Origin of the sequence: Rahnella bonaserana (genome assembly GCF_019049675.1) — a bacterium.
GTDB lineage: Bacteria > Pseudomonadota > Gammaproteobacteria > Enterobacterales > Enterobacteriaceae > Rahnella > Rahnella bonaserana.
Window position 1 is genome coordinate 70,456 of record NZ_JAFMOW010000050.1, and the last position, 21,553, is coordinate 92,008.

Sequence of the window (21,553 nt, forward strand, 5' to 3'; positions counted from 1 at the left end):
ACTAACCTGAGCGTCCGCGTCTGACCATAAAAAAGCCCGTCTGCATCAGCAAACGGGCTTTTTTTATACGAAATCTTTACCCTAAATCATTCGAGCTGTATCAAGGCCGCACTGGAATGATATCCCCGGGAGCTTACACAAGTAAGTGACCGGGGTGAATGAAAGCAGCCAATGCAGAGACAGCTTGAAGGATGACGGGTCATCAGATGCTAAAGGAAGAACCGCACCCGCACGTGGTTTTAGCGTTTGGATTTGTCACAACAAAACGTGAACCTTCCAGACCTTCTGTGTAATCCACTGAACCGCCGACCAGATATTGCAGGCTCATCGGGTCAACCACCAGCGCCACACCGGCTTTCTCGATGGTCATGTCGCCGTCGTTAATTTTATCGTCGAAGGTAAAACCGTACTGGAATCCGCTGCAACCACCACCGGTGATATAAACACGCAGTTTCAGATTCGGATTTTCTTCATCCGAAATAAGGTGCTGTACCTTACGTGCTGCGGCCTCAGTAAACTGTAACGGCAACGCGGCTGTGTCATTCATCAATGCTTCGCTCATAATTTCTCACTCCCAATCCGCATTTGTTCAGGCCGCCGGATTGACTGTCTGAATAATGTACTCATTATCTAATACCTGAAAGTATGGTTCAAGTATGGGCATTTTTTGCTGCGCTGTCCTGCTTATTGGTGCCTTCGGCGTCAGGTTCTGCCTGCGCTTTCTCTGCATTTTCACGTTCCTGCCTCTGCAAAGTGCGGGTCAGGATCGCGGAATACAAGGGTTTACCGCCTAAAAACTGCGCTAGCAGGGTCGCGCCAAGGCAGGTAATGATCATCGGTAAAATAAGCTGATAGTTATCGGTCATTTCGAGAACCAGCACAATACCGGTGAGCGGCGCACGGACACTGGCGGCAAACAGCGCCCCCATTCCGGCTATCGCAAACGTGGCCGGCTGGATACCGTACTGCGGGAACCACGTCAGCGCGGCGGTACCAAATGCCGTGCCCAGCAGCGTGCCGAGCGCCAGCATCGGGGCGAAAATCCCGCCCGGTGCGCCGGAAGCAAAGCACAAAAGCGTTGTCACCACGCGAACAAGAAAGATCACCAGTAACATCATCAGGCTGTATTTTCCTGCCGCTGCCAGCGGGATCAGCGCAAAACCGCCGCCGGTGACTTCCTGATGAACCAGCCCGAGCAGGCCACAAAAGCCCCCCAGCATCCCGCCGATAATCAGAATATTACGCAGATTACCGCCATGAACGCGGGCAAACATGTCCTGCGTACGGAAAATCAGGGCGTTAAACATCACGCCGACCACGCCAAAAACCATCCCCAATACCAGATACAACCACAGCGTATTCAGCGGTGCGTTGGCCAGCCTGCCCACTTCGATCACTGCGCCGTCGCCGTTGAAAATCCGGAAAACGATGCTCGACATGATCACACCGATAAACACCGCTTTTATCGATATCAGGCTGTAACGAAATTGCAGGCGCATCTCTTCGAGGATGAACAAAATGCCTGCCAGCGGTGCGTTAAAGGCCGCAGAAAGCCCGGCAGCCGCACCGGTCGCCAGCAGTGAGTGGCGCGCTTCCGCACTGCGCAGACGGAAAATATCGAACATCATTTTCCCGACATTGGCCCCCATCTGCACGGTCGGCCCTTCCCTGCCCAGCACCATTCCCGCGCCGAGCGTACCCAGACCGCCAAAAAATTTCACCGGGATCACCCGCCACCAGCGAACAGGGCGCAACTCTTCCAGCGCCCCTTCGATTTCCGGGATCCCCGAACCGCCCGCTTCCGGCGCGTATTTTCGCACAAGGTAATATCCAAACATCGCCATGACCGCCGAGATAACAAAAGTCAGCGGCCAAAGCAGGATCCAGTAATCACTGAACATCCCAAGGCTCGAAAGACGCAATGTCATCACCAGATTCACGGTTTTTTCAAAAGCAACGCCAAGTAAACCCGCAACAGTGCCCACCAGCGCGGCCATGAGCAAAATCGTGACCGGTGTTTTGTCACGGCGCAGTAAAAGGCGCAATGCTTCGCTGCGTTTACGGGGACCGCGAATGTGCGCGCGCTCTACTTTCTCAGTCTCAGATTCATTCATCAGGAAAAGGGAAATACAGAAAAAGTTATGGAAGATGAATGAATTTAATCATACAAATTGGCTCCCTGACAGGATCAGCAACAAAATGCAGCACGGTTTACGGTTTGATAACGCCGCTCAGTTCACTAGAATGGGCGCAACAAAATTTCTTTACCCAGAACCCAGCAATTTCAGGAGTTGAATAATGAGTAAGTCAGAAAGTCTGTTCACGCAGGCGCAAGCGCTAATCCCGGGCGGTGTTAACTCGCCGGTACGTGCCTTCTCCGGCGTTGGCGGCGTGCCATTATTCATCGCCCGCGCTGACGGCGCTTTCCTGTTTGATGCCGATGGCAAAGCCTATATCGACTATGTCGGTTCCTGGGGCCCGATGGTGCTTGGTCATAACAACGCCGAAATCCGCAGCGCGGTGATTGAAGCCGCAGAACGTGGCCTGAGCTTTGGCGCACCGACCGAAATGGAAGTGAAAATGGCTGAGCTGGTCACCGGTCTGGTGCCAAGCATGGACATGGTGCGCATGGTCAACTCCGGCACCGAAGCCACGATGAGTGCTATTCGTCTGGCGCGCGGCTTCACGCATCGCGATAAAATCGTCAAATTCGAAGGCTGCTATCACGGCCACGCCGACTGCCTGCTGGTGAAAGCCGGCTCCGGCGCGCTGACTCTTGGCCAGCCAAACTCGCCGGGCGTTCCGGCTGATTTCGCCAAACACACCCTGACCTGTACCTATAACGATCTGGATTCAGTGCGTGCCGCGTTCGAACAATTCCCTGACGACATCGCCTGTATCATCGTTGAGCCGGTCGCGGGCAACATGAACTGTGTGCCGCCTTTGCCGGAATTCCTGCCGGGTCTGCGCAAGATTTGTGACGAGTTTGGCGCACTGCTGATCATCGACGAAGTGATGACCGGTTTCCGCGTCGCGCTGGGCGGTGCTCAGGAGTATTACGATGTGATGCCGGACCTGACCTGTCTGGGAAAAATCATCGGTGGCGGTATGCCGGTGGGCGCGTTTGGTGGTCGTCGTGACGTGATGGAAGCGCTGGCACCGACCGGCCCTGTCTATCAGGCAGGAACGCTTTCCGGCAACCCGATTGCAATGGCTGCGGGTATCGCCTGTCTGACGCAAGTCGCACAACCGGGCGTGCATCAGACCCTGACCGAGCGCACCACGCAACTGGCCGAAGGTTTGCTGGATGCCGCACATGAAGAAAATATTCCGTTCGTGGTAAACCACGTCGGCGGTATGTTTGGCCTGTTTTTCACCGAGGCCGAAACCGTGACCTGCTATCAGGACGTGATGAAGTGTGACGTTGAGCGCTTTAAGAAGTTCTTCCATCTGATGCTGGAAGAAGGCGTTTACCTGGCACCTTCTGCCTTCGAAGCCGGCTTTATGTCTCTTGCCCATACACAGGAAGATATTCAGCGCACCATCGATGCCGCACGCCGTTGTTTTGCCAAGTTATAAGTAAATTAAGTTATTTTAATATAATCGGGGGATATACATCCCCCACCCAACATATAATATATATATTTTATTTAAATCCTCCCAGAAAATATAATCCTCATTCTTAAAACCAATAATTACAGGATTATTTTAAAAGGGAAAATTTATATGAAATATAACAACGGCTTATTTTTTAAAAACCAGCCAGGAATAGCAGTTAAATCTCGACTTTCTTTCGTCACCATTGCTTTTTACACTGCACTACCGGTTTTTTTGAACGGGGGGCTTGTTCATGCTGCCCTGCCGCCCTTACCTCAAAGTGCATTTTCGCTATCAACAACCTCCTTCAGTGGGACAGGTCAGACGTTTACAGTCGATGAAGACGTTAACGATTTAACCAATACTGCGATTACTGTTACAGGTGCCGGAAATACCTTATATATAAATCCAAACTCATCAGGAACCCCCCCTGTGATATCAGGCATCAGCGGCGTTCATTTTGATGGGGAAAACACCACGCTTTATAATAACGGCAATATCATCGCACAGGGAAAAGAATTTGCAGGGCATGATGCCGGCGTGAGTCTTAGCGGGAAGGGTAGCGTTAATAACGGAACTTCCGGCTATATTGATTCGCAGTCTGATGGTATTTATCTCGCAAAATTCTCTACCGTGAATAATAGCGGTGTTATCAAAGCCTCGAACCCAACACAAACCCGTAGCGGCGTGTATTTTGAAAACGGTGGCAACTATAACGGCAACGAAACGGGCGTGATTGACAGCACGGGCTACGGAATTGTATTCAACAGCCAGCTGTCCGGAGATCCTGACAGCAGGCTGCTGAATTCCGGAAGTATTTCTGGAAAAACGAATGCCGTAATCGGGAGAGGGAACTCTGCCGGTGACATCATCAATGAGGCCGGAGGAACGATAAGTTCTGAGCAGGGTTCGGGTATAGAAATCAGTGGTACAGCCAGTTTCGACGTGGTTAATTACGGAACAATATCAGGGAAAGACACGGCCATTGCATTCACAGGCACTGGCAGCAATTCATTGACGCTCAGCACCGGTTCCGTGCTGAATGGGGATGTTATCAGCAGCACGGCGGACACAAATACGCTGGTGCTTCATGAAACCGGCACGGAAGATGCCAATTTTACAGGTTCTACGGCCAGTACGGGTTTCAAAAGTCTGACGATGGACGGCAATAACTGGACACTGTCCGGCGATATCAACCTTACCGGCAGCGATGAGTCCACATTGTTAGTGAACAGCGGTCAGCTGACTCTGGGTGGCAATGTCACCTCAGCGGGAAATACCCAAATTAACACCGGCGGAGGAATGCTGGTTGGCGCTACCGGTTCGCTGACCACACCTGAAGTCAATGTCGCGGAAGGCGCCTGGCTGGCTTCACAAGGAAATGTTACGGGTGACATTAATAACAGCGGAACTGTTATGGTCTATAACGCCCTGCCCGGCAATGAATCGGCACCAGCAGCCACGACGACTTTGCAAGGAAATATGTCCAATAGCGGTTCCTTAGTGCTGGCCGGTGGTCAACCCGGTAATACGTATGTCATCACGGGTGATTATACGGGTGATAACGGAACCGTTGTTATTAACAGCGAGCTCGGGGACGATGATGCACTGACGGATGAACTGGTGATTCAGGGCAACAGCTACGGACAATCCACCCTCACCGTCAATAATATCGGCGGAATGGGGTCGGAAACCCTGCAAGGCATGGAGGTGATCAGTGTCGGCGGTACGTCTGCCGGGCAGTTCTCCCTGGGAAACCGTGCGGTTGCCGGGGCTTATGAATACAATTTATTTCAAAATGAAAACGATGGCAGTTGGTATCTGAGTTCATCAGCAACACCCACTCCGACACCCGATCCAGACCCGACTCCTGAACCGGATCCTGTTCCTGATCCAGCGCCTGCACCGGATCCTGTTCCAGACCCGGAACCTGTTCCTGACCCGGCTCCGGCTCCCGATCCGTCTCTTTATCGTCCTGAGACCGGTGCTTATCTCGGTAACCAGTTAGCAGCACAACGCATGTTCACATTGCAGCTTAATGACCGGGGTACGGCACAAAAGAGCAATGATGAGCATACATGGCTACTGATCCATAGTGAGGCCACCAGCCTCAATGCTGCAGACGGTGAGTTGTCACTGGATACAAACACGACAACCCTGCAATTGGGAACCAACCTGCTGACTGAGGATACAACGCAGGGTGGCCAGTACCAGTTAGGTATTATGGCGGGTATAGGGGACAGCAAAACCAAATCTACTGCTGACGGTAATTATTACAGAGCAACGGGTAAGGTCAACGGCTACAGCCTCGGTGCCTACGCCACCTGGTATCAGGATGCGAAATATCAGAAAGGATGGTACGCCGACAGTTGGGCGCAATATGCGTGGTTTGACAACAGCGTACAAGGCGACGGCCAGCACCCGGAAAGCTACCGCAGCCAGGGTGTACAAGCTTCGGTGGAAACAGGATATCTGTTGGCTTTTGGCCAGTCCTCATCCCGTGAGTGGACGGTTGAGCCTCAGGTGCAGGTCATCTATAACCGCTATGACAGTGAAAATCATACCGAAACCAATGGCAGTCGCATCACCGGCGGCAGTGACGACTCAATGCTAAGCCGGACTGGGGTTCGTTTATCAAACAGGAGTATCACGGATAACAATACCCTGATCCCTTACGTTGAAGCGAATTGGGAAAACGGCAGGTACGTGGACTCCATGAACTTTAACGGTGATACCGTGAGCAATGATGTTCCAGAAAATCGCTATGGATTACGTGTCGGGCTGACCGGAAAAGCGGCGAAAAACATCCGGATTTGGGGACAGGCTGGCTCGTATGTTGGCGAGAATGATTACACTAATTATCAGGCAGCCGTGGGCATAAAAGTGAGTTTTTGAGTCCACACTGACGATGTTAAGGGCGCTCACCGGAGCGCCCTTTTTTGTTACCTCGCCTGCTTTCTCAGCAGATAGATGAAGTACGGCGCGCCGATAAAGGTGGCGAGCAAACCGGCAGGGATCTGGTTCGGGAAGATAATCATCCGGCCGCACCAGTCGGCAAATACCATCAGCAAACCGCCGAGAATACTGGCGACCATCCACTGCGGAACCGCACGACGAAAGCCCATCATACGTGCCATATGCGGTGCCATCAGCCCGACAAAGCTTAACGGCCCGATGGTCAGCGTCGCTGCAGCCGTCATCACCGCCGCCAGTAATAAGATCGCCATACGCGTTGGCGTCAGTGCAACGCCGACTGATTTCGCCGTCACGCTGCCCAGTGGCAAAATATTTATCCAGCGACGGCAGAACGGCACAATCACCATCAGCACTGCCGCCAGAATTAACGTCCGCCATGCCGCTTCAGCGGACACGGAATAAGTGGAACCGGAAAGCCATGTCAGCAAACCGCCCATACGCGGATCACCACTCGCCAGAAGCAGTGCCATCAGCGTAGTGAATGCGGTACTCAGCGCAATCCCGGTCAGTAACATACGTTCCGCGGAAAAACTGCGCAGACCCGATGCCATCATAATCACCAGTAACGTCAGCGCCGCGCCGAGACTGCCCGCCGGTAACAGCCAGGTAAAGGCCTCACCCGGCACGATGAACATCATGACCACCACGCCGGTCGCCGCACCCGAGCTTATCCCCAGCACTTCCGGGCTCGCCATCGCGTTACCGGTGAGTTTCTGAATCAGTACACCGGAAGACGCCAGCATGATGCCCGCCGCCAGCGCCGCCATCACGCGCGGTAAACGCCACGGCAGCAGCGCCTGTAAATCCGCACCTGTTGACCAGCTCAAGCCTGTCGCGTTACGTCCGACCATCAGCGCGATAACCAGTCCGATAAACAACACCGTCAGCGCCAGTGACACCCAGCGCACCAGATGGTGACGTTCAGCCGGCACGTTATCGCCCTGATCCATCGGCGGCGGCGTCATGTTGTTACGAAGACGTGGCAACAACCACAGAAGCAACGGCGCGCCGACCAGCGCGGTGGCGGCACCGGTCGGAATTTCCATCCAGAACGTGGTGATGTATTGCATCACCTGATCGGTGAACCACAGCAATAAGGCCCCGATCAGCGGCGCCATGATCAGACGTGAAGGTAAACGTCGCGCACCAAGCATTTTCGCCAGCAGCGGGGCGAACAGACCGATAAAGCCGACGATACCGACCGCATTAACCAGCTGCGCACTCATCAGAATGGCAAGGGTCAGCACCGCCAGACGTGCCGCAGAAAGCCCGAGGCCGAGGTTTTTGGCAACGCCGTCGTCAAGCCCCAGAAGCGTCATCGGACGCTGCAACAGAAACGCCAGCAGCCAGACAATAATCACCCGCGGCAACAGGAAGCTGGCGACATCCCAATCCTGCTGCGTCAGTGAACCGCTGCTCCACATGTACAGGCTTTGCAGGCTCTGATAATTGAAGATACCGATCAGGCCGTTGACCGCACCGCAATACAAACCGAGCACCAGCCCCGCCAGGATCAGCGTGACCGGAGACATGCGTTTGCCCCAGGCGATACCGAACACCAGCGCACCAATCACTACCGCGCCGATCATGGCGGCAAACTGCTGGGTGATCATCCCGCCCGGCAGCGCCCACAACGTAGCAACCGTCAGGCCGAGTTGCGCGCCCGCCGAAACGCCCAGCGTCGCAGGCTCAGCCAGCGGATTACGCAACACCTGCTGGAACAGTAAACCAACCAGCCCCAGCCCCGCTCCCGCGAGCAATGCCACGGCGATGCGCGGCAGTGAGCTGTAATGGAAAAGCATCTGCTGCACGTTGTCGATGTCCGGCTGCCACAGTGCGCCGCGCCATTGTGCGTAAGGCAATTGCTGATGCAGGTTGTAAATACTTAGCGCGCCCGCAGCGAGTGCCAGAGTAATCAAAAGAGTCAGCGAAACGCTGAGCGAACGGCGGTTCATACCGGTTTCCTCAGCGTGTTAGCTAAAATATTGCAAAAGTGCATCGCGCTGAACGTTGCGCCGTAGTACCAGACGGCAGGGATGACGGTGAACTGACCCGTACGGACGAAAGGCATGGATTTCCACAGCGGCGTATTTTCGACGGCCTTCATAATGTCAGCGCTGTCGTGATCAAAGCACAGCACGCGCGCATTTTTTATCGCCGCCAGCCTTTCCACTCCGACTGATACACTGCCCCAGAAACTGCCCTCACCCTGCCACGCGTTGGTCAGTCCGACACCGAGCATCACTTCATGCAGCATACTGCCCTGCCCGAAGACCAGAACATGCCGTGGATCGATGAACGTGATCAGCAACAACGGCTGCTGTGCCACCGGTTTCAGCTGTTCACGGGTTCTGACTAAAGTGTCCTGATATCTCTGCAAATGCTGTTCTGCGCGATCCTGCAAACCGAGCGTATCCGCCAGTTTGTGCAGCGAACGGATCGCCAGATCTAATGGCTTCGCAGAGCCGTCATTGGCTTTGACACTCAGCACAGGCGCGATGGTTTCCAGCTGAGCGGTCGCCGGGCCGTAACCCTGCGTCAGCAGCACCAGTGACGGTTTCAGTTGCTGGATAAGCTCCATATTCGGCTCGGTGCGCTGACCGACGTCAATCACGCCCGGCGCCAGCGGCGGTTCTGCCACCCAGATGTTGTAATTACGGATATCCGCAATCGCCAGCGGCATCACGCCGAGTGCAATCAGAAGTTCAGCGGGAAGCCATTCGAGCGCAATAATGCGGCTGAGATCGGGGCGGGACGCAGAAAGCGCGGGTAAAGATGTCAGCAACGGGGAAAGCGCCATCATCTGCAAAATGCGACGGCGCGTGATCCCGGAAAAGTTTGAAATATCAGACATATCAGTATACGAAGCTCACCGGTGCGCCACCCGCAGGATGCGGCAAAATGCCCATCGGAATGCCATAGATTTGTTCGAGCACGTCACCGCGCATCATTTCTTCAGGTTCACCCTGAGCGATCATCTCGCCGCCACGCAGCGCCATCAGCTGGTCACAATAGCGGGCTGCCATATTCAGGTCATGCAGGACCGCAATCACGGTGAGGCCTTTTTCGCGGCTCAGACGCTGGATCAATGCCAGCACGTCTTTCTGATGCGCGATATCCAGCGCCGAAGTCGGTTCGTCGAGCAGCAGGCAGCGGCTGTCCTGCGCCACCATCATCGCCAGCCACGCACGCTGACGTTCGCCGCCGGACAGACTGTCGACCAGACGATGTGCAAAGGGTTTGAGGCCCACCAGCGAAATCGCTTCTTCGACTTTTTCTTTATCGTGATGTTTGAAACGCCCCAGCGCGCCGTGCCACGGGTAGCGGCCAATCGCCACCAGTTCCTGCACGGTCATGCCTTCTGCTGCCGGAAGTTGCTGCGGCAGATACGCGACCTGGCGCGCAAACGCTTTGCTGTCCCATTGCGCCAGCGGTGTTTCATTGAGGTAAATCGTTCCGGATGTCGCCGCCTGATGACGTCCCAGCATTTTTAACAACGTCGATTTCCCCGAGCCATTGTGACCAATCAGTCCGCACACTTTTCCTTGCGGAAAAGTCATCGACAATGGCGCAAGCAGCGTGCGTCCAGGGACGGCAAAACTCACATCCTGCAGGCGGAAAACGCTGTCTGGCAGCGGGGATGACGGATGTACGTTGTGATCAGGCATAAGATTTTCTACGTCGACATCTGGTTGAGAACAGGAAACGGGCACGACCAGCGTGCCCGGATTTTAGTGCTTATGACGCTATCGATATCCTCAGTAATTCGGGTTGCAGGAAGGCAACAAGTTCGCGAATCCCCGGAAGCTTAGTCAGCTAAGTGACCGGGGTGAACGAACGCTGTCAACGCATCTGCGGCCTGAATTACGACGGATATCAGAAGCGGAATGTGGCCGTTGCTACCACCTGACGATCTGAACCCCAGTAACAGGCGTAATCGCGGTAGCAACTGGCGACATATTCGCGATCCAGCAAGTTGTTGATGTTCAGACCCACGGACGAACCTGGCAGGCCGAAGCGACCCAGATCGTATTTCACAGTGGCATCTACCAGCGTATAGGACGAAACGTTAAATGCTTCATTCTCTCTGGATGCATTCACACCGTTTGCGGTATAGAAGCTGGAGCTGGCACCGACATAACGCACACCGGAGCCCACGGTCAGGCCACTGAGCGCGGTTTCGTGGAAGGTGTAATCCGCCCACAGAGACGCCATATTCGCAGGCACTTCAACAGGACGCTTGCCTTCGAAATTGGTGTCATGCGTGTATTTTGCATCGGTGTAAGTGTAAGACGCCGTCACGTTGATATTGGCGTTAACCGCGGCTTTGGCTTCCAGTTCCACACCACGCGAACGTATTTCACCAGACTGAACGCTAAAGGCAGCATCAGCAGGGTTGGCCGTCAGGTTTTTGTCTTTTGTGAGCTGGTATACCGCTGCCGTCAGGCTGATCGGACGATCGTTCGGGATGTATTTGATCCCGGCTTCGTACTGTTTGCCCATTGAAGGATCGAACGGCTTGCCTTCTTTGGTCGCGCCTGCGGTCGGTTCAAAGGATTCGCTGTAACTGAAGTACGGAGAAATACCGTTGTCGAACAGGTAGTTCAGACCGCCACGCCAGGTGAACTGCTCATCGTTGATCTGCGACGCGCTGTTGGTCGTGCGGGTAAAGGTTGAGCTTTTCGCGAAGTCGTAACGACCGCCAACAGTCAGGATCCACTTATTCCACTCTGCCTGATCCTGCACATACAGACCGGTTTGTTCCTGACGATTGAGGATCTCATACGGGAAGTACAGCGAAACGTTGCCGTTACCGTATTGCGGATCCGCCAGATTCAGGTTACTTGCACTGCCGTAGTCTGCGTCAATATCGTTACGCATACGCATGTAATCAACGCCTGCCAGCACCGTGTGATCGATATCGCCGGTGCCGAATTTGGCCTGTGCCTGCGTATCAACATCAAAGTTCGCCAGCTTTTCTTTGGACTGAACATAGCTGCGCGTAATGTTGCCGTTACCGAGGTAACCGAAGCCGTAAACTGATTTATATTCGGTATCGAGTTTGGTGTAACGCAGGTTCTGGCGCACCGTCCAGGTATCATCAAACTGATGCGCGAAGCTGTAACCGACCATTTTCTGGTTGCGGGACATGCGGTTTCCCGCTTCACCTTCGTTGAAATCTGTCGGGAGTTTATGTGCTTTACCGTTGGCGTCGTAATACGGCACCACGGTACCTTCACGCGGCAACCAGCCGTAGTAACCCGCATCAGGATCGTTCTGGAAATTGCTCAGGAAGGTGAAGTCAGTTTTATCATCAGGACGCCATGAGAAAGACGGGGCAATGGAATAGCGTTTCTCTTTCGCCATTTCCTGCTGCGCATCCTGACTGCGCGCCACACCGGTCAGACGGTAGGAATACACGCCTGCATCGTCAATGGCATCGCTGAAATCAAATCCGGTCTGGTACAGATTGTCTGTACCCATTTTGAACTGCACTTCTTTCAGCGGTTCAGTGGTCGGGCGCTTGCTGACCATGCTGACAACGCCGCCCGGATTGCTTTTGCCGTACAGTACGGAAGAAGGCCCGCGCAGCACTTCGACACGCTCAAGCATGTACGGATCCATTGAGACTTCAGAATAGTTATCGCCCTGAAGTTTAATACCGTCGAGATACTGGTTGGTGTTAACTGAAGTGAAGCCGCGGATTGCCATGGCGTCGATGGTGTTAGAACTGCCCCGGCTGGCAAAAACACCCGGCGTATAACCCAGGGCTTCTTTCACAGTCACCGGTTGCTTCATGTCCATTTCTTCGCGAGTCACGACTGAAACAGATTGTGGTGTCTTCACCAGTGGCGTATCGGTTTTTGTACCGGTTGCGCTATGTTTTGCTGCGATGGTCGCCGCAGGGCCCCATGCAGATTCCTGTGCCGCTTCGGGAGCAGAAGAAGCAGTCACATTAATGGTATCTTCCTTCGCAGGCGCGGTGGTAGCGGCACCCGCGTAAAATGCGGCAGTACCCAGTGCTGCGGTAATGGTTAAAGCTAATGTCCGACGCTTAAATGCGCCTTTTGGGACAGAATTTGAAAGCGAGCGTTGAGAAGCCATTGCATAATCTCTGGAGTAGAAATGGGAATGTAAACGATAATTATTATTATGACCGTCGCATATTATGCGCAATGCTTGCCCGTCTGCAACACTAATTCACACATAGATTGGCTGAATGAATAAAAAATATCCCTATGTTAAACATGGGTAAAAATGCCTGTAAATTAAACGAGAATCGATGTGACGAACTTGCGGAGAATGTAAAACGCGGCGGGTTAATTTGCGTTAAGAATAACAATTAAAAAGGGCACGATTTTCATCGCACCCTTTTTTGTAATTAATCCAATATCCTAAATCATTCAGGTTGATTTAACGCAGCTAACGCCGGGCCAGCCTGAAGGATGACGGATATTTAGTTGCCTGAGCCAAACATATCCTTAATCCAGCCCGCAACGCCGTTGCTGTCTTTCTTCTCATCCTGAGATTGTGGCTGTTGTTGTTGCCCGGATTGCTGTTGTTGTTGCTGCTGCTGCTGCTGTTGCTGCATCTGTTGCTGCTGTTGCTGAACAGCGGTCACAGAAGCCTGGCACATGGCGTCCGGAGAATCAGTCCAGACCGGAATGGAACGCGTTGCGCCACCGCCGCCCAGCATTCCACCGCTGCTGTTGCCGCAGACAAAGTTGCCGCTGCCATCAATGTTCATCGTACTGATGCCTTCCGGCATTTGCAGATCCAGAGGCTGCGGCGTGCCGTTCTCCAGATAGCGGCCGTAAAGCACCAGCGCACCGGTTGAACCCCACAGTTTGGACGGGCCGTTGTTATCGCGGCCAACCCAGGTAATCGCCACCTGATTGCCGTCGATGCCCGCAAACCAGCTGTCACGCAGTTCGTTCGACGTACCGGTTTTCGCTGCCAGATGCAGTTTCGGGAATTTGTTCGCCAGCGCGCGCGAGGTCCCTTCCTGTACAACCTGCTGCATCGCATACAGCGTCAGATACGCCGCCTGCGATGGGATCACGCGGACCGCCTGCGGGAAGCTCTGATAAAGCACCGTGCCGTCTTCCGCAATCACCGAACGCACTGCGGACAGTGGCGCTTTGTTACCGCCGCTGGCAATGGTCTGATATTCCTGCGCAACTTCCATCGGCGTCAGTGCAATCGCACCAAGCAGCATCGACGGCGTCTGGTTCAGGGACTCTTTCGGGATCCCCAGATTGATCAGCGTTTGGGTGATGTTATCCAGCCCTACCGCCATACCCAGATTCACCGTCGGGACGTTCATGGAACGCGCCAGCGCATCCACCAGCAGAACCTGACCACGGAACTGATGGTCATCGTTTTTCGGTGACCACGTCTGACCATTTGCCAGTTTCAGCGTCAGCGGCTGGTCAGCCAGAATGGTGTTCAGACGGTATTTATCCGGCTGTGAAAGTGCAGTCAGATAGGTCGCCGGTTTAGCCAGAGAACCCACCTGACGACGCGCCTGCATCGCACGGTTAAAGCCTGCAAACTGCGTTTCCGCGCCGCCGACCATCGCCCGCACTTCACCGGTATAACGGTCAACAATGACCATCGCGGTTTCGATGTCATTCAGGCCACTTTTCTTACGCAGTAAAGGAATGCCTTCTTCGACCGCTTTTTCCGCCGCATCCTGAGAAATAGGATCCAGCGTGGTGAAGATTTTCACCCCTGACATATCCTGAACTTTATCGCCCAGTTTGGCCTGCAACTCCTGACGCACCATCTGCATAAAAGCAGGCTGAGGCGAAATTACGCCGCCTTTCGGCTGCACGCCGAGCGGACGGGCGCTGAGCATGTCATACAGTTCCTGATCGATAACTTTCTGATCAACCAGTAAACGCAGCACCAGATTACGACGCTGCAAGGCCATTTGCGGGTTACGCCACGGGTTATACAGCGACGCACCTTTCACCATGCCGACCAGCAATGCCTGCTGATCCAGACTCAGTTCATTCACCGGGCGACCAAAGTAATACAGGCTCGCCAGCGGGAAACCGCGGATCTGATCGGAACCGCTCTGGCCGAGATACACTTCGTTCAGATACAGCTCAAGAATGCGGTCTTTGCTGTAATCCGCGTCCAGCAGGATGGCCATAATGGCTTCACGCGCTTTTCGGCTCAGTGAACGTTCGTTGGTCAGGAACAGGTTTTTCACCAGCTGCTGCGTCAGCGTTGAACCGCCCTGCACCGCATGACCGGCGGTCAGGTTCGCCAGCACCGCACGGCCGATGGAATAGAAGTTGATGCCGTCGTGTTCATAGAAATGACGGTCTTCCGTTGCCAGCAGGGTATCGACCAGCAGATCCGGGAAACCGGAGCGCGGCACGAACAGACGCTGTTCGCCGTTAGCATTCGACGCCTGCAACATCGTTATCAGACGCGGGTCGAGGCGGAACAGCCCGAAATCACGCTGATTATCCAGATTTTTAATTTCTGCAAGGCTGCTGCCATCAAACATCAGACGGGCGTTTACCTGTCCTTCTTTACCTTCCGGGAAATCAAACGGACGACGCAGCAAATCGATGTAATTTGCGTGGACCGTAAATTCGCCCGGGCGGGTGATACGCGTCACTTCGCGATACTGCGTACCTTCCAGCAATCCGACCATCTCAGCTTTGCTGATCTGCATGTCCGGCTCAAGGTTCACCTGGCGACCATACACCGCCGCAGGCAATTGCCAGACTTTACCGCCATCAATGCGGTCATGGATTTGTTTGTTGAGATAAAACGCATAAATCCCGAGCAGAATAAGAAAAACGACGAACAGTTTGACTAACAGCCAGAAAATACGGCGCTTCAGGCTCTTTTTTCCGCCTTTTTTGGCTTTACGCGGCGCTGCTTTACGGCTCATGCGGGATCCCTGTTCTTCTTCGTACTCATCGTCATCCTCATACTCGTCATCGATTTCTTCTTCGTAATCATCGTAGTCGTCATCCCTGCGGCTACGGCGAACGGGACGAGCCCGCGCAGGCTTCCGCCCGGCAGGTTTACCTTTACGGCCAATCGGCTCGCGATCATCGCCAGACATCAGTCAATCTCCCAACGTGCTGCTGTGTTCGTCATAATGATTCTGCTTAGCTGAGTCATTTTCATTTTTGATTTCAAAAAACACTGTATTTCAAATAGATACCGTTAATGGCCTGAAGTTCAGGCCGCAAGGCGCTTACTCTGTGCCCCGCTCAGGATTTCGCCCAGAAGAAATGTCTGAAAAATCGGCCCTTTCATGCACAATTTTTATAAGCTCAGACAGACATCAGGACGAGTATTTTTTCGTCCGGCGCGTCGGCGGTGCCTCGGCCGGATTATCCGGCCACGGATGTTTCGGATATCGCCCTTTCATTTCCTTTTGCACTTCGCGGTACGATCCCTGCCAGAAAGCGGCCAGATCGGCTGTTATCTGCAACGGACGCTGTGCCGGTGACAATAACTCAAGGACCACGGCAACGCGGCCTTCCGCCAGTTGCGGGCTGCGCTGCTCGCCAAACATTTCCTGCATCCGCACCGAAAGTGCCGGTGGCTGGTCTGCATGATAACGGATTGGCAGACGACTGCCAGTCGGCACGGTGTAATGTGTCGGTAATGCACTGTCAAGACGCTGACGTTGTTGCCAGTCCAGCAACCTTAATAAGGCATCATACAAATCAACCTGTTGCAGTAACTTTAAAGAGCGGACGCCCTGTAAAGACGGCTGCAACCAGCGTTCCAGACCCTCGAGTAAAGCCTGGTCATCGGCAGCAGGCCAGTCAGCTTCCGGCAGCCATTTTGCGGCACACAGAAGCCGGAGTCGCAGTTGTTCTGCCGCCACCGACCAGTTCAGCGCCTGCAAACCCTGTGTGCGGATCCAGTCAATCAGCGCCTGTTGCAGCTCTTCGTCATCCGGCTTCGCCAGCGGACTGGCTTTCAGCACCAGCCGGCCAATCTGCCAGCGTCGCCACGCGCGCAGCGTGCCTTTTTCTTCATCCCATTCCACCGCTGTCTGTTCTTTAACGACTTCCGGCAGGCGCGATGGAAGTTGCGTGATATCCAGCGGGACAGCCAGCAGAATGCGGGCATCCGGGCTATTGTTGCCCTGCAATAACTGCGGCGCAACCAGCCACGGTGCACGGGTTAACCCGTCGTCCTGCGGCAAAGACGCGCCCAGTCCGTTCGCCAGCAAATAGCGGCCATCTTCGCCGCGGCGCTGCGCAATGCGGTCGCTGAAAGCCCGGGCGAGTAGCCAGGGTGCGAGCGAGGCATCCGGCTCACCGTTTTTTGCACCGGTACGCTGCGCCAGTTGTTTGGCCCGCCGCTGCCAGTTGCCCTGCGGGCGGCTGAACCAGTAATCGATATCCGGTAATCCGCCACGTGGCGGTTCTTCGAGTATTGCGGCCAGCAAGGCGGCCGTTGCCAGCGCATCCGGGCTTTGTGCTGCAGCCGCAATCAGCATCGCCGCCAGCCTTGGCTCACAGCCAAGCTGCGCCATACGCTGTCCGGCAGCGGTGAGTTTGCCCTGCGCATCGCTGGCGCCAAGCTGCTGTAACAGATTTTTAGCGGCAGATAACGCGGCAACAGGCGGCTTATCCAGCCACTGAAGTTGCGCCGGATCCTGACAGCCCCACTGCAACAACTCCAGCCAGAAACTGCTCAGATCGCTTTGCAGAATTTCCGCTTCGGCCTGCGCACTGGCGCGTTCAGCCTGCTCTTTGCTGAACAGATGCCAGCATAATCCCGGTTCGAGACGTCCGGCACGGCCCGCGCGCTGAGTCATCGACGCCTGACTGATGCGCTGCGTCACCAGCCGCGTCAGGCCGCTGCGTGGATCAAACTGCGCGCTGCGCTCCAGACCGCTGTCCACCACCAGACGAATGCCTTCGATGGTCAGACTGGTTTCCGCAATATTAGTCGCCAGCACTACTTTGCGGCGTCCTGCGGGTGAAGGCTGAATGGCTTTTTGCTGTTGCTCCAGCGACAGCGCACCGTACAACGGGCAGAGTTCGATATCCTCCGCCAGCCTGCCGGTCAGCAGATTTTGCACGCGGGTGATTTCAGAAACGCCCGGTAAAAACAGCAGCATCGAGCCGTGATTTTCGCCCATCAGACGGCTGACCACGCGCGCCACGCCTTCATCCAGCCGCTCGTGCGTGGCAAGGGAAAGATACTGACGCTCAACCGGAAAACTGCGGCCAGCGGATTCAATCACCGGCGCATCCGGCAGTAAAGAAGACAGACGCAGATTGTCGAGCGTCGCTGACATAATCAGGATTTTTAAATCATCGCGCAGCGCATTCTGCACATCGAGTAACAGCGCCAGCGCCAGATCGGCCTGCAAACTGCGCTCATGGAATTCATCAAGAATGACCAACGACACGCCGGTCAGTTCAGGATCCGCCTGCACCATGCGGGTCAGGATGCCTTCAGTCACCACTTCAAGGCGCGTTGCGGCACTGGTTTTGCTTTCCGCGCGCATACGATACCCCACCGTCTGCCCCGGCGTTTCACCCAACTGTTGCGCCAGACGGAAGGCGACGTTTTTCGCCGCCAGACGACGGGGTTCCAGCAGCAGAATTTTGCCCGGCAAATTGGCCTGTTTGAGCAACTGCAACGGCAGCCAGGTCGATTTACCCGCACCGGTCGGGGCAAGTAAAAGCACCTGCGGCGCCTGCTGCAGTGCGGCTAATAGCGGTTCAAGTACGGCGCTGACCGGCAAAGAAGGCAATGAATTCACCATGAGAGTTAACTTTAAACGGCGGGCATTGTAGCATTTAGCCCCACATCCGGCATGTTGCCGTGATTTGCCTGCACAGGAATTTCTATGTCTGCCGAACGCCGCCTGTTTTTCGCCTTATCGCTGCCCGCAAAAACGCAAAAGCAGGTGATTAATTGGCGTGCGGATAATTTCCCAGCGGAAACCGGCCGCCCCGTCGCAGCCGCCAGCCTGCATATTACGCTGGCGTTTCTCGGTGAAGTCAGCGCTCTTAAAGAAGCGGCGCTGACACGCGTTGCCGGGCGCATTCAGGGGAAAAAATTCAGCCTGATACTGGATGATATCGGCCACTGGCCGGGCTCCGGCGTGGTATGGATTGGCAGCCGACGCGCGCCCAACGCCTTGTTGCAGCTGGCGTCTGTTTTGCGATCTCACGCGGCACGCAACGGCTGTCATCAGAGTACACTGCCGTTCCACCCGCATGTGTCGCTGTACCGCAATGCAACACGCCCGGTCGCTATTCCACCGGCCACACCTGGCTGGCAACTGGATGCCACCGAATTCAGCTTGTACGAATCGTTGTTTGAGCGGGGACGCACCCGTTACCACTGCCTGCAAACCTGGCCGCTGGGCGATATGCAGGAAACCTGATCTCTTTTAGCATTCTCTTTGACAAGAGCATTTCACACGGAAACCTTCATGCACTTCGAGCCTGCGCTTCAACCTGCCACCCTCATCAAACGTTACAAACGGTTTCTCGCCGACGTGATCACGCCCGATGGCACCGAACTGACCCTGCACTGTGCCAACACTGGCGCAATGACCGGTTGCGCGACACCCGGCGACACCGTCTGGTATTCCACGTCCGACAATCTCAAGCGCAAATACCCGCACAGTTGGGAACTGACAAAAACACAGCAAAATCACTGGATTTGCGTCAACACGTTACGGGCCAATCAGCTGGTACGCGAAGCCATTATGGCGCAACGCATACCGGAATTATCCGGTTACAGTAAACTCACATCAGAAGTAAAATACGGCGCCGAAAATAGCCGTATAGACTTGATGTTACAGGCAGAAAATCAACCTGACTGCTATATTGAAGTGAAATCTGTCACGTTACTGCAGGAGGGGCAGGGATTCTTTCCCGATGCAGTCACACTGCGCGGTCAGAAGCATTTACGCGAGTTACAGTCGATGGCAGAACAGGGGCAGCGGGCGGTACTTTTCTTCGCTGTTTTACATTCAGGTATTGAAAGCGTGTCTGCCGCACACCATATTGATCCGCGTTATACCGAATTACTGACGTATGTTCAAAACAAGGGTGTTGAGGTGATGTGCTACGGTGCCAAACTTTCTGCTGAGGGTATCCGCCTCACAGAGAGATTACCGCTGGTGACGACATCAGTCAGTGAATAAAAAGAGTTCGGATAACCCTGTAATTACCTGTCGGCGGCATAAAAAACAGGTCGCGAATACGCTTTTCCTCACAGGCTTGTCAAGCACCTGCGAGGAATAATTGCCAACCTCGTTGCCTTCTGTTATTTATAGCGGCCTGATTTTTTCCCCCGTTGGGGATCGAATGTTCGAAGCTGGCATGTTGCAGTGATGCTGTGGCGTAAAAAGCGGATGAACATAGTGCGTGTTATGTAGGAGAAGCATCATGCAAGAAGGCCAAACCCGTAAGACGTCGTCCTTGAGCATTCTCGCTATCGCTGGGGTGCAGCCGTATCAAGAGAAGCCGGGCGAAGAGTACATGAACGACGCTCAGCTGGCTCACTTCAAAAAGATTCTTGAAGCATGGCGCAATCAGCTCAGGGATGAAGTAGATCGTACCGTTTCACACATGCAGGAAGAGGCAGCTAACTTCCCTGACCCGGCTGACCGGGCGACACAGGAAGAAGAGTTCAGCCTTGAACTGCGTAACCGTGACCGTGAACGTAAGCTGATTAAAAAGATTGAAAAAACACTGAAAAAAGTGGAAGACCAGGATTTCGGATATTGCGATTCCTGTGGCGTTGAGATTGGCATCCGCCGTCTTGAAGCACGTCCTACCGCTGATTTGTGTATCGACTGTAAGACTCTGGCAGAAATCCGCGAAAAGCAGATGGCTGGCTAAGTTTCGGGTCCCACGCGGTGCGTCATGCACCGCGTTCCCTTTTAGCGCACTCCCCCACTTTTATGCCGCAAGAACAAAACTACACAGGCCGTTTCGCCCCCTCACCTTCCGGTGACCTTCATTTCGGTTCGCTGATTGCCGCGCTTGGCAGCTATCTGCATGCCCGTTCGCAAAACGGCAAATGGTTAGTCCGCATCGACGACATCGACCCGCCGCGTGAAATTCCTGGTTCCGCTGACCGCATTTTAGCCACGCTCGAACGCTACGGGCTGGAGTGGGATGGCGAGGTCGTCTGGCAGTCAAAACGTCATGACGCCTATCGCGCCACGCTGGACTGGCTGTATCAGCAGCAAAAAAGCTATTACTGCACCTGTACCCGCCAGCGTATTTCACAAACCGGCGGAACCTATGACGGTCATTGCCGTGATTTGAATTTAGGTGCAGAAAATGCCGCCATCCGCCTGCGCCAGACGCTGCCAGTGTATGGTTTTGATGACGATTTTCAGGGACATTTGCAGGCCAGCACGAAACTGGCCGGGGAAGATTTTATCATCCGCCGCCGTGATGGCCTGTTTGCCTATAATCTGGCGGTAGTCGTGGATGACCATTTTCAGGGTGTCAATCACATTGTGCGCGGTGCGGATCTGATTGAACCGACTGTGCGCCAGATTTCCCTTTACCGGCATTTAGGTTATCCGCAGCCCGGATACCTGCATTTACCGCTCGCGCTCAATGAAAATGGCGATAAACTTTCCAAGCAGAATCACGCGCCAGCGCTGCCGGAAGGCGATCCCCGTCCGGTTATCATTAATGCACTCAAATTTTTAGGCCAAAGACTGCCGGAAAACTGGCAGGATTACACTTTGCCTTTATTATTACGCTGGGCGACAGCACAGTGGACGACGGCTGATATCCCGCATCAGGGCGCTAATGCTGCGCAGATGTGACATCGGCATTCTCAAAGCGGCTACTGTGAGCTATGATTAGCCGCTGTTTTTGCGTCACGCCAATTTTTTCAGTCACTATCGAGGTGTACCATTTTTACCCGAGTAGCCAATTTTTGCCGTAAGGTGCTAGTTCGTGAAGATAAAGTCGTTCGTGAAGAAAAGGCT

The 21,553-nt window shown here is 54.3% G+C and carries 14 protein-coding genes; 6 read left to right on the forward strand and 8 right to left on the reverse strand.

Translation table 11 applies throughout. The features are described 5' to 3' along the window. Positions 1–202 precede the first annotated feature (202 nt). Together erpA and clcA are read right to left on the reverse strand one after the other, a co-directional pair. Positions 203–547: an iron-sulfur cluster insertion protein ErpA gene (gene erpA, locus J1778_RS03285; RefSeq protein WP_112287829.1), complete on the reverse strand. Its 345-nt coding sequence runs from the start codon at positions 545–547 to the stop codon at positions 203–205. 103 nt (positions 548–650) lie between these two features. Next, the gene (clcA, locus tag J1778_RS03290; protein ID WP_217171982.1) at positions 651–2,114 is read right to left on the reverse strand and encodes a H(+)/Cl(-) exchange transporter ClcA; all 1,464 of its coding nucleotides are present in this window, start codon (positions 2,112–2,114) and stop codon (positions 651–653) included. Positions 2,115–2,298: 184 nt separating this feature from the next. On the opposite strand from clcA, the gene hemL reads away from it, so the two are divergent. Both hemL and J1778_RS03300 read left to right on the forward strand, forming a co-directional pair. Beyond that, entirely contained in the window at positions 2,299–3,579 is a 1,281-nt protein-coding gene (gene hemL / locus J1778_RS03295) for a glutamate-1-semialdehyde 2,1-aminomutase (RefSeq protein WP_217171983.1), read from the forward strand. A 147-nt stretch (positions 3,580–3,726) separates the two neighbouring features. Beyond that, positions 3,727–6,492 (forward strand): autotransporter family protein, encoded by a 2,766-nt coding sequence (locus tag J1778_RS03300; protein WP_217171984.1) that lies wholly within the window; start codon positions 3,727–3,729, stop codon positions 6,490–6,492. Positions 6,493–6,539: 47 nt separating this feature from the next. Here J1778_RS03300 and fhuB read toward each other — a convergent pair whose 3' ends face one another. From fhuB to hrpB, 6 genes are all read right to left on the reverse strand, one after another. Further along, on the reverse strand, positions 6,540–8,528 hold the full coding sequence (fhuB, locus tag J1778_RS03305; protein ID WP_217171985.1) for a Fe(3+)-hydroxamate ABC transporter permease FhuB: 1,989 nt from the start codon (positions 8,526–8,528) through the stop codon (positions 6,540–6,542). After that, entirely contained in the window at positions 8,525–9,427 is a 903-nt protein-coding gene (fhuD, locus tag J1778_RS03310; RefSeq protein ID WP_217171986.1) for a Fe(3+)-hydroxamate ABC transporter substrate-binding protein FhuD, read from the reverse strand. The genes fhuB and fhuD overlap by 4 nt, the downstream gene beginning before the upstream one ends. A gap of 1 nt (position 9,428) precedes the next feature. Beyond that, on the reverse strand, positions 9,429–10,241 hold the full coding sequence (fhuC, locus tag J1778_RS03315) for a Fe3+-hydroxamate ABC transporter ATP-binding protein FhuC (RefSeq protein WP_217171987.1): 813 nt from the start codon (positions 10,239–10,241) through the stop codon (positions 9,429–9,431). 208 nt (positions 10,242–10,449) lie between these two features. Continuing rightward, positions 10,450–12,678 (reverse strand): ferrichrome porin FhuA, encoded by a 2,229-nt coding sequence (fhuA, locus tag J1778_RS03320; RefSeq protein ID WP_217171988.1) that lies wholly within the window; start codon positions 12,676–12,678, stop codon positions 10,450–10,452. A gap of 352 nt (positions 12,679–13,030) precedes the next feature. Continuing rightward, complete coding sequence (gene mrcB / locus J1778_RS03325) at positions 13,031–15,667, reverse strand: bifunctional glycosyl transferase/transpeptidase (protein ID WP_217171989.1); 2,637 nt, start codon at positions 15,665–15,667, stop codon at positions 13,031–13,033. A 225-nt stretch (positions 15,668–15,892) separates the two neighbouring features. Then, positions 15,893–18,346, reverse strand: a complete 2,454-nt coding sequence (gene hrpB / locus J1778_RS03330) for an ATP-dependent helicase HrpB (protein ID WP_238484546.1) — start codon at positions 18,344–18,346, stop codon at positions 15,893–15,895. 84 nt (positions 18,347–18,430) lie between these two features. On the opposite strand from hrpB, the gene thpR reads away from it, so the two are divergent. The 4 genes from thpR (at position 18,431) to gluQRS (ending at position 21,388) form a co-directional block, all read left to right on the forward strand. Beyond that, complete coding sequence (gene thpR / locus J1778_RS03335; RefSeq protein ID WP_217171990.1) at positions 18,431–18,973, forward strand: RNA 2',3'-cyclic phosphodiesterase; 543 nt, start codon at positions 18,431–18,433, stop codon at positions 18,971–18,973. Positions 18,974–19,021: 48 nt separating this feature from the next. Continuing rightward, a complete protein-coding gene (gene sfsA / locus J1778_RS03340; protein ID WP_217171991.1) occupies positions 19,022–19,741 on the forward strand; it encodes a DNA/RNA nuclease SfsA in 720 nt (239 codons plus the stop codon). A gap of 244 nt (positions 19,742–19,985) precedes the next feature. Beyond that, positions 19,986–20,441 carry an RNA polymerase-binding protein DksA gene (dksA, locus tag J1778_RS03345; protein WP_112287808.1) on the forward strand — a complete coding sequence of 152 codons (456 nt, stop codon included), beginning with the start codon at positions 19,986–19,988 and terminating at the stop codon, positions 20,439–20,441. Positions 20,442–20,503: 62 nt separating this feature from the next. Beyond that, positions 20,504–21,388 carry a tRNA glutamyl-Q(34) synthetase GluQRS gene (gene gluQRS, locus J1778_RS03350; protein WP_217171992.1) on the forward strand — a complete coding sequence of 295 codons (885 nt, stop codon included), beginning with the start codon at positions 20,504–20,506 and terminating at the stop codon, positions 21,386–21,388. Positions 21,389–21,553 lie beyond the last annotated feature (165 nt).